The organism is Pseudarthrobacter sp. NPDC055928 (assembly GCF_042270935.1).
GTDB lineage: Bacteria > Actinomycetota > Actinomycetes > Actinomycetales > Micrococcaceae > Arthrobacter.
In genome coordinates this window covers 105,305-114,515 of the sequence record NZ_JBHJZH010000016.1, presented here as the reverse complement: position 1 = coordinate 114,515, position 9,211 = coordinate 105,305, and the positions used below count along the sequence as shown (strand labels likewise).

The following is a 9,211-nucleotide window of genomic DNA, read 5'->3' as shown; positions in this document are numbered from 1 at the left end:
CTCTACCACCTTTTTGTTTACCCGGGGTTCATGGCTTACGGAGGCCTGCGTGAGCCAACCGGGGCCGTGGGCGGGACATCCCGCCGTCGTCCGCTGTCCTTTTGCCCCGAGCCTACCGCTGGACAACGTCGACATCATTGCGCACGACGCCTTCGGGTTCCCCTCCCGGCTGCCTCGGTCCGCGCGATAACCTGGGCGTTGCGGCAATCAGGAGGGCAGCCACAGCCACGGCGGCGCTCAGGATCAGGCCCGGTCGGTACTGTTCCAGCATCGCGGCCGCATCAACGGCGGCACCTGCGTTACCGTGACCGCTCACCATTGCCGTCGTAACGGCCAGCACCAGTGCGGCACCAACCTGGGTGCTGGTCTGGATCAGGCCCGCGGCCAGGCCTTGCTCGGCATCCCGGATGCCTGTGGTGGCCTGGACGTTGATGGACGGGAAGGCGAGGGCGAAGCCGACGCCCAGCAGCACGACGGACGGCAGGATATCGGTCATGTAATTCGGCGAGGTGCCCACGCGAAGGAACAGCACGTATCCGAGCGTCAACGCTGCCAGTCCGGTCAGGATCAGCCGCGGGGCGCCGAATCTCTCGATGAGCCGGTCCGCGAAGGGTGCGCTCGAGGCAACCAGCAGGCCCGCCGGGAGCAGCGCCAGGGCCATGCCAAGAGGGCTCCATCCCAGTACGGACTGCAGGTACAGCGTCAGGATGAACTGGAAACTCAGGTAGGAACCGAATAGCCCCACGGCACTGAGGTTGGCCCGGGCAACCCAGCCTTCCTTAAGGATGCTGAACCGGATCAGGGGGTGCCTGACGCGGTTTTCGATCACGGCGAACGCTGCCAGCACCACCGCGGAGACTGCGAATCCGGCGATAGTTGCCACAGATCCCCAGCCGTTTTCCGGTGCTGCTACCAGCGTGTAGACCAGGCCCAGCATGCCGGCCGCGAGCGTGATGGCGCCCCAGACGTCATGCCCGCTCTGTTGTTCTCCGTCTGCCGCCTGGCCTGCGGTTTTGTCCCGCGGTATGTACTTCAGGCCAAGGATCACGACGGCGACTGCCACCGGAACGGAGACCAGGAAGGTCCAGCGCCAGCTCAGGGAGGTCATGAGGCCTCCCACAACAAGGCCGAGGGAGAATCCGCTGGCGCCGAACGTGGTGAAGATAGACAGGGCGCGGTTGCGTTCGCGCCCCTCGGCGAAGTTGGTGGTGATGATCGAGAAGGCAGCGGGGGCAGTGAATGCTGCGGCCAGGCCCTTGATGAAGCGGGTGGCGATCAGCAGGGCAGGGTCATCCACCAGCCCGCCAAGCAGGGATGCTGCGGCGAAGACGCTGAGGGCAATCAGGAAGATGCGCCGGCGGCCGAGCAGGTCCGCCATCCGTCCGCCCAGCAGGAGCAGGCTGCCGTAGCCGAGCACATAGGCGGAGACGATCCACTGGAGGGATTCGGTTCCGAGATGAAGTTCGGTGCCGATCGAGGGCAGGGCCACGCCGACCATGGATACGTCGAGTGCGTCGAGTGCCAGGACGGTGCACAGGACCAGGAGGAGCATCCATTGTGCGCGGGTCCAGCGCACAGCTGTAAGCCGGTCTCCGGCTGATCTTTCAAGGGTGGAGGTTGAAGTCATGGCTACAACTTATATGACGCGTCATTGAATGACAAGGAATATTATGACGTGGACTTTTTGATGGGCTGTGAACTAGAATCGCTGCATGGCAAAACCGCAGGACCAACAGCTGGTTGAGCAATGGCGCAGCATCCAGACCACGTACTTCCACACCGCCGGGGCGCTGGAGCGTGCGTTGGAGGCGAAGTTCAGCATTGGCCTGACAGAGTTTGAAATCCTGGATCTCGTGGCCGAAAACACCGACGAGGCCTGCCGGATGAAGCAACTTGGTGAGCGCACGCCCATGACCCAGAGCGCCATGTCCAAGGTGGTGGACCGGCTCGATAAAGCCGGGCTCATCTCCCGCCATTCCTGCGAAGATGATCGGCGCTCACTGTTCCTGGAACTCACCGACGCCGGCCGGGCGCTCCACCGGGAGGCCGCCGTCGAACACCGCGCCCTGCTGAGGGAAAACCTGGCCAAGGACTAGGCGTCCGTCGCCGGTCGAAAAGAGACGAATTACCGCCGGTGCGCAAGCCGCAAATACACCGCAATCAGGCGGGCTAGTAGGACAGTGGCGGCGGGTTCAGCGACATCTTAGCAGTCCTCACACACTCTATTTCCCTGCCCGACTTCGCTTCGCCGTCGTCATATCCCAGCGGCTGGCTAGGCCGGGGCCAGCGCCCGCACCGAGTTTCGCTCTACTGTGGGGCAGTAGATCTTCTCCGGGCCGCTGGACTGTGGTTCATCCAGGCCCAGCAGCATCCTGACTCCGGCGGCGCCCAGTTCGTAGTGGGGGAGGGACACGGTGGAAAGGGGAGGCCGCAGGTGGGCAGCGATCACTTCCTGGTTGTCGAATCCCACCACAGCTATGTCGTCGGGGATGGAGAGGCCTTGCTCGCGCAGCCCGTCGTACAGCCCCATCGCCATTCGGTCGTTGTAGCAGTACACGGCCGTGACGTCGCGTTTGAGGAGTGCCTCGGTTGCTCCGTACCCGCCTTCCTGGTCTGGGTAGGCCTCCATGACCAGGTCCTCGTCGAATGTGATGCCTTCAGCTTCCAGCGCTTCCCTGTAGCCCTGGAGCCTGCCGTCCTTCGCCGGGGCGGGGATGGTGGCGTTGATGAACGCGATCCGGCGGTGGCCGTGCTTCAGCAGGATCTCTGTGGCTGAGCGGCCCCCCTGGACTTCGTCCGGGACCACAGCCCGGGCGCCCGGTTCTTCGGCAAAGCAGTTGACCAGGACGAAGTCCGATTCACGGAGTGAGTCCGGAACGTCTGTGGGCCGGTGGAACCATGTGGAGTAGAGGATGCCGCGGACCTTGTACTCGAGCATCATGGCGATCGCGTCGGTCTCAAGCTCGCGGTTGCCTTCGGTGTTGGCGATGAGGAGGGCGTAGCCATGTTTCCAGGCTTCGTCCTGGGCGCCGTGGATGATCTGGCCGGCGAACGGGGTGGTGGCGATCGCGTCGGCGACCAGTCCAATGAACCTGGAACTTCCACTGACCAGGTTTTGGGCCATGGCGTTGGGCCGGTAGCCCAGGTCCCGGATCGCGTCGTGGACCCGTTTGCGGGTTTCGTCGGAAATCCGGGCGGCCTTTTTCTTGTTCACAACAAGGGAAACAGTGGCTGTGGAGACGCCTGCGGCTTCGGCTACCTGGCGCAGGGTGACGGGCTGGGCACGGCGGGCCTGCTGTAAGGGGGCAGCCGCCGACGGCGTACCCGAAGTGTTCTCCTGCGAAATCATCTGCCCTCCGTCAGGAGTATATCGGCCTGTCATCCCTTGCTCGCCCCGCTTTCCAGGCCCTGGATCATTGCCTTGTTGAGGACGAGGAAGACCAGGAGCAGGGGTGTGATGGTGACGCAGACGGCGGCGAAAGTGGCCGTCCAGTCCGTTTTGCCCATCGCGCCGATATAGTTCTGCAGGCCCAGCGGGATGGTCTTCAGCTCCTCGGAGAGGACGAACGTGTTGGCGAAGATGAAGTCGTTCCAGATGAAGATGCTGTTGACCAGCACCACGGTCACCACAGTGTTGAGTGAAAGGGGCAGGGTGATCAGCCCGAAGATGCGGTACGGCCCGGCACCGTCCAGTGACGCAGCCTCATACGTTTCCCGGGGGATGTACTCAAAGAATGAAGAGAACAGATAGATCGACATCGGCAGGGCGAAGCCGGCCAGGGGGATGATCATTGAGGGGTAGGTGTCGAGCAGGTTGATGCTGGAGTAGTCGATGAAGAGCGGTACGAGTGCGATCTGCACCGGCACGATGATGCCGATCAGGAACAGGCTGCGGACGATCTTGCTGAACCGGAAGCCGAGGACCTGCAGGGCATAGGCGGCCATCATGCCCAGCAGCACGATCAGGAGGTTGGCGCCCATGGTGACGATGAAACTGTTCAGGATGTTCATTCCGAGGTTGCCGGTCTCGAAGGCGCGGGCGTAGTTCTCGAACGTGATCGCCTTGGGAAGCGCGAAGGGGTCGCCGGTCGCGAAGTCGTGTTCGGTGCGCAGGCTGGTGATGAACAGCCAGGCCAGGGGATAGACCTGCACGATGACGATGAGGGCGATGATCACCCTCGAGAGGGTGCCGTGGAGGCTGGGCGGCCGCCGTCTGCGAAGCGGCGGCCCAGTCTCTGATGGCGCTGCCACGGGCCGGGTAACTGGAGCTGCTGGCGCGGTCATGCGTCCGCCTTTCGTTTGAGCATGAAGAGGATGAGTCCGACGGCCACCAGGCACTCGATGACGATGAAGACGGCGATGGTACTTGCGTAGCCGAAGTCGGTACTGGTGAATGCCGTCTTGTACATGTATGTGGTCAGCAGCTCCGAGGACTGTCCAGGGCCGCCGTTGGTCATGAGGTACGGGATATCGAATCCGCGCAGGCCGTAGGTCGTCGCCATGATCGTGGTGGTGATCCAGACGGGCATGATGTGGGGGAAGCGGATCTTGGTGAAGAGCTGCCACCGGGAGGCGCCGTCCAGGCGGGCGGCTTCCTCAAGTTCCTGCGGGACGGACAGCAGGGCCGCATAGATGATGAGCATGTAGAGTCCGGTGAACCGCCAGCCCTCAGGGGCTGACACGGCAGCGAGCACGGTGTTGATGTCCGAGAGCCAGGGGCGTTCAAGGGCGCCGAGGCCGATCCAGTTCAGGAGCTGGTTGAGGAGGCCCACCGGTTCGATCGAGTAGATCCGCACGAAGAGGAACGCGATGGCCACCGTGGAGATCACCGCCGGCAGGAGATAGAGCGTTTTGATCAGCTCGCGGCCGCGTCGCATCGACGTGAGGAGGCTAGCGACAAGCAGCGCGCCGCCGAGCTGCAGGACGAGGCAGATGGCGAGATAACCGAGGGCGTTGAAGAAGGAGCGCCAGAAGATGTCGTCTGCGGTGAGCATCCGGACGTAGTTTTCGAGCCCCACGAACTCCATATCGCTGATGCCGTTCCAGGAAAAGAAGCTCAGGAACAGCGACTGCAGGATGGGGAACAGTACGGCGACGCCGTACAGCAGCAGGGGTGGGAGCAGGAAGACCAGGACTGAGAGTCGTGACCTGTTGGGAAGCATGGCTGGGCCTTTCGGGTGGGGGCCGAAGCCCCCACCGCTGTGATTACTTGAAGAACTTCGGGGCGTTCTGCGCGATGGTGCTGTCCATCGTGCTGGTGAACTGTTCGGGGGTGATGTTGCCCTGGACGAGGAGGACGAGCTCCTGCTGCAGCCTGCCGTTGGTGGTCGGGTCGAGCTGGGTGTCCCATGGCATGGCCTGCTTGTCCCCGAGGTCGTTGGCCATCTCCAGGGCCTTCTTGTACAGCGGGGTTGCGTTCGCCGGAACGGCGGTCTCAACGTTGGTGGTCGGCGAAAGCGCACCGGTGGCTGCGTACTCGGACGGGTACTTCGCCAGGGCAAACTTCAGGAAGTCGCTCACGAGCGGGTCGTACGTCTTGGCGTTGACCGCCATTCCAATGCCCGACGGCGAGACGAACTCGTTTGCCGCGGTGACGGATCCGTCGGTGGTTGGCAGGGTGAAGAAGTCGATGTCATCGCGCACGGCAGGATTCAGCTTGTCAGTTGCCAGGCTTGGCAGCTCCCAGGTACCGATGTTGTACATCGCGGCCTGGCCTGAAGTGAACTGGTTCTGTGCATCGGAGTACCCCTGGGAGGAGAAGCCGTCCTGGAAGCACTTGGCCTTGCCAAGCGCAGCCAGCCATTCGACGGTCTTTTGGCCTGCCGGGTCGGTAAATTTGGCTTCGCCCTTCTTGAGCTTCTGGATGAACTCCGGCCCGGCTTCACGGAACGGCTGGTAGGCCACATACCTTTCCAGCGGCCACTGGTCCTGGCCGTCGATGGCGATGGGGGTGATGCCGGCTTCGCGCAGGGCCGTGCACATGGCGGGGATGTCATCGAGTGACTTCGGAGCAGACACGCCGGCCTTCTGCAGGAGTGCCTTGTTGTACCAAATGAATTCCAGCTCGAACTGGAACGGGATCATGTGCAGGGACCCGTCGTCGAAACGCTGGTAATCCAGTGCGCTGGGCCGGTAGTCGTCATAGACGTCCAGGGACTTGAGCAGCTTTTCGGCGTCGACCATTTTGCCTTGCTTCGCCAACTGCTGGGCGAAGGGAGTGGCATCGGTGTCGAAGAGTTCGGGAAGCTTGTTCGCGGCGGCGAGGGTCTCGAGTTTCTGGATGTAGGAGGGCCGGTCCGGGGTAGTGATCAGGTTGAGCGCGAAGCCCGGGTGGTCCTTGGCGTAGTCCTCGGCGAGCTTCTTCATGATGTTGATGACGGCGCCGTCGGCTGGCCGGGAGAGCAACCACGAGATTTCCCGTGGCTTGACCTCTCCGGTGGGACTGACGTTGGAAGGGTCAGTGGTTCCTCCGCCGCCGCATCCTGCGAGGGCGATGGCAGCGGCAGCAGCCACGGCGGCCGTGAATAGCTTTTTCATAAAAATCTCCTTTGATTCGGGTGAAAGCAGTCGGGTGTTTAGTTGTCTGTGCGCTTGCGTATGTGAAGGTCGGTAAGGGTGGCGGACCCTTCGCCGGTGAAGACGCCGATCCGTCCCGCCGGGAGGTCGTAGATCCTGGTGCTGAGGGCCACCTGACGGTCCAGGACGGCTACGCACAGGTCCCCCTCCACGATGAGTTCGAGGGTGTGTTCACCGGGAGCCAGGTCGCAGGCACGTTCGAGTTCGATCTCGAACGGAACGTCCCCGGAGACATGCCATTGCGCGTCGCCGGTGACTTTCCGGGGCCACCGGTCGAACACCATGCGGCCGCGCTTCGGTTCAAGGCGGAGAACGTAGGATTGGTCCCCGTCCTGGCTTGAGCGCAGCAATAGCCCGCATTCGGTGGTGCCGGGTTCGATGTCCAGTACCGCCGTGGCGTAGAACTGAGCGGGCAGTACTTCGTCGGTGATGGTGGCGGCATATCCGTCCGGCGCCTCCAGCCGTGCGGGCAGTTCCTTGTTTAGCGATACCGGCACGTCATCCCAGAAGCTGTCCACGAGTTCGTCGGCGAAGCCGAATCCCAGCGTTCCGTCGGTGTTTTGCCGGGCTTCCAGGACCGACATGGTGCCGGCCCACTGCCAGGGCCCGTCGTCGGAATTGCCTTCCTTGCTGGCGATCCAGCCGAAGAAGAAACGGCGTCCATCGCGCTCCGCGGTCTTGGATGCATAGAACGCACGGCCGTCCACCGAGTCCAGGTTTGGTACTGTCCATGGGCCGTCGGGGCTTTTGGCCATGCGGTAGCGGGTGGTGAATGATTCGGAGAACTCCGAGTAGACCATGTACCACCAGTCGCCCCACGCGAAGACGTCCGGGCATTCATGGGTGATGTAGCGCCGGGGGTCCCAGAACGGTTCAGTGTGCTGCCACGTCAGCAGGTCGTCGGAGACGCACTGGGCAATGACACCCCGACGGCGTTCGGGGCCCGCGGAGTGCCGGGCAGCCAAAAGCATCCGCCACTGGCCTGCGGCCTCGTCCCGGAAGACGAAGGGGTCCCGCCAGTCGCCGGACTCGTAGCCGTCCGGGGCACCGAAGGTCAGTTCCGGGTGCTTCACCCACGTCTGCATGCCATCGGTGCTCGTGGCTTGCATCACGAGCTGAAGAGGCGCGCCGTCCGGTCCAAGGTTGCGCGGATTCTGACCCGTGTAGAACAAACGGTGGATGCCGTCCGCGTCGACGACGACACTGCCCGTGTAGGCGTTGAAGTCCGGGTCCGTTTCGCTTCCGTGTTGGAGTGAGACGCCCTGGTCCTCAAACTGGGTGAGGTCTTTGGTGGTGACCAGGTTCCAGGAGGTTCCCGGCTTCGGGTCTGCGCGGACCTCGTGCAGGTAGAAGAGCCAGAACTCCCCGTCCTTCTCGAAGGGGATGAGGTCTCCCACCCAGCCGTCGGCGGGTTTGAAAAAAACTGAGCGATTCATCGGCTCTGATGTCCAATCTGCTAAAGCGTTTAATCACCATCAGCATAAGTGTGCTGGCTCACATGATCAAGCGTTTTAGCAAACTTTATCCGGCGGCCTATAAATGGTGGCTCTTGACAGGAAAGCTGAGCGTACTCATAATTGAGTGTATTCAGTTATCTAAGCCAGCAAGGAGCAGGAAGCATGAGAGCGTTCGTCGTCAAGAAGTACAAGGCTCCGCTGCAGGAGGCGGATGTCCCGGAGCCCACCGTGGGGGAGCAGGATGTGCTGTTGAAGGTGCAGGCCGCGGGTCTCAATGTCCTTGATGAGAAGATCCGGGCGGGCGAGTTCAAGCTGATCCTGCCGTACCGGCTTCCTTTGATCGCCGGAAACGATGTTGCCGGAACCGTCATCCGTGTCGGTTCGAAAGTTCGCTCTTTCAAGGTTGGCGACGAGGTTTACGGACGTCCGGCCCAGGACCGCATCGGCACGTTCGCGGAGCGAATCGCCGTTGCGGAGGCCGATCTGGCTCTTAAGCCGGCATCGGTCAGCATGGAGGAGGCGGGCTCGCTTCCACTGGTCGCACTGACCGCGTGGCAGGCGCTCGTCGAGCGAGGCAACGTGAGGCCCGGCCAGAAGGTCCTCATCCACGCCGGCGCCGGGGGCGTCGGATCGATTGCCATCCAACTCGCCAAGCACCTCGGCGCAACCGTGGCAACCACAGCAAGTGCCTCGAATATCGATTTCGTGCGCGAGCTCGGCGCCGACACCGTCGTTGACTACCGCAGCCAAGACTTCGAACAGCTCCTGAGCGGCTACGACTTGGTGCTGGACAGTCTCGGCGGCAAAAACCTCGAAAAGTCCCTGCGCGTGCTCAAGCCCGGCGGCAAAGCCATCGGGATTGTTGGACCTCCAGACCCGGCTTTTGCCCGCGAAGCCGGCCTGAATCCAGTTATGCGCCTGGCCGTCAGGGGCCTGAGTGCAGGCATCCGACGCCAAGCCCGGAATCTGGGCGTCAGCTACGAATTCCTGTTCATGCGCGCCAGCGGCGACCAGTTGCGCCAGATCACAGCCCTCATCGACACTGGAGCGCTGCGCCCCATTGTTGGACGGGTTTTCCCCTTCGACCAGACCGTCCAGGCTGTCCACGGCCTGGAAAAGGGCGGCATTCGCGGCAAGGCCGTCATCAGCATCCCCTGAGCAGAAATCCGGGCAGCGGA

At 62.7% G+C, this 9,211-nt stretch carries 8 protein-coding genes; 2 read left to right on the top strand and 6 right to left on the bottom strand.

Annotated elements, in window-relative coordinates:
• Nucleotides 1-112 precede the first annotated feature (112 nt).
• Entirely contained in the window at nt 113-1,627 is a 1,515-nt protein-coding gene (locus tag ACFC25_RS18485; RefSeq protein ID WP_376047855.1) for an MFS transporter, read from the bottom strand.
• An 85-nt stretch (nt 1,628-1,712) separates the two neighbouring features.
• Here ACFC25_RS18485 and ACFC25_RS18480 point away from each other — a divergent pair, with 85 nt between their 5' ends.
• Nucleotides 1,713-2,096 (top strand): MarR family transcriptional regulator, encoded by a 384-nt coding sequence (locus ACFC25_RS18480; protein ID WP_337348725.1) that lies wholly within the window; start codon nt 1,713-1,715, stop codon nt 2,094-2,096.
• Nucleotides 2,097-2,272: 176 nt separating this feature from the next.
• On the opposite strand, the gene ACFC25_RS18475 is transcribed toward ACFC25_RS18480, so the two are convergent.
• From ACFC25_RS18475 to ACFC25_RS18455, 5 genes are read right to left on the bottom strand one after another with little or no spacing between them, the layout of a single operon-like run.
• Nucleotides 2,273-3,349, bottom strand: a complete 1,077-nt coding sequence (locus tag ACFC25_RS18475) for a LacI family DNA-binding transcriptional regulator (protein WP_376047851.1) — start codon at nt 3,347-3,349, stop codon at nt 2,273-2,275.
• 29 nt (nt 3,350-3,378) lie between these two features.
• Nucleotides 3,379-4,284, bottom strand: a complete 906-nt coding sequence (locus tag ACFC25_RS18470; RefSeq protein ID WP_376047849.1) for a carbohydrate ABC transporter permease — start codon at nt 4,282-4,284, stop codon at nt 3,379-3,381.
• Nucleotides 4,281-5,162: a sugar ABC transporter permease gene (locus ACFC25_RS18465; RefSeq protein WP_337348729.1), complete on the bottom strand. Its 882-nt coding sequence runs from the start codon at nt 5,160-5,162 to the stop codon at nt 4,281-4,283. The genes ACFC25_RS18470 and ACFC25_RS18465 overlap by 4 nt, the downstream gene beginning before the upstream one ends.
• Before the next feature lie 43 nt (nt 5,163-5,205).
• On the bottom strand, nt 5,206-6,537 hold the full coding sequence (locus ACFC25_RS18460; protein WP_337352412.1) for an extracellular solute-binding protein: 1,332 nt from the start codon (nt 6,535-6,537) through the stop codon (nt 5,206-5,208).
• A gap of 38 nt (nt 6,538-6,575) precedes the next feature.
• Nucleotides 6,576-8,012, bottom strand: coding sequence for a glycoside hydrolase (locus ACFC25_RS18455; RefSeq protein WP_376047844.1), 1,437 nt, complete (start codon nt 8,010-8,012; stop codon nt 6,576-6,578).
• A gap of 183 nt (nt 8,013-8,195) precedes the next feature.
• Here ACFC25_RS18455 and ACFC25_RS18450 point away from each other — a divergent pair, with 183 nt between their 5' ends.
• On the top strand, nt 8,196-9,191 hold the full coding sequence (locus ACFC25_RS18450; RefSeq protein ID WP_337348732.1) for an NADP-dependent oxidoreductase: 996 nt from the start codon (nt 8,196-8,198) through the stop codon (nt 9,189-9,191).
• Nucleotides 9,192-9,211: the final 20 nt, after the last annotated feature.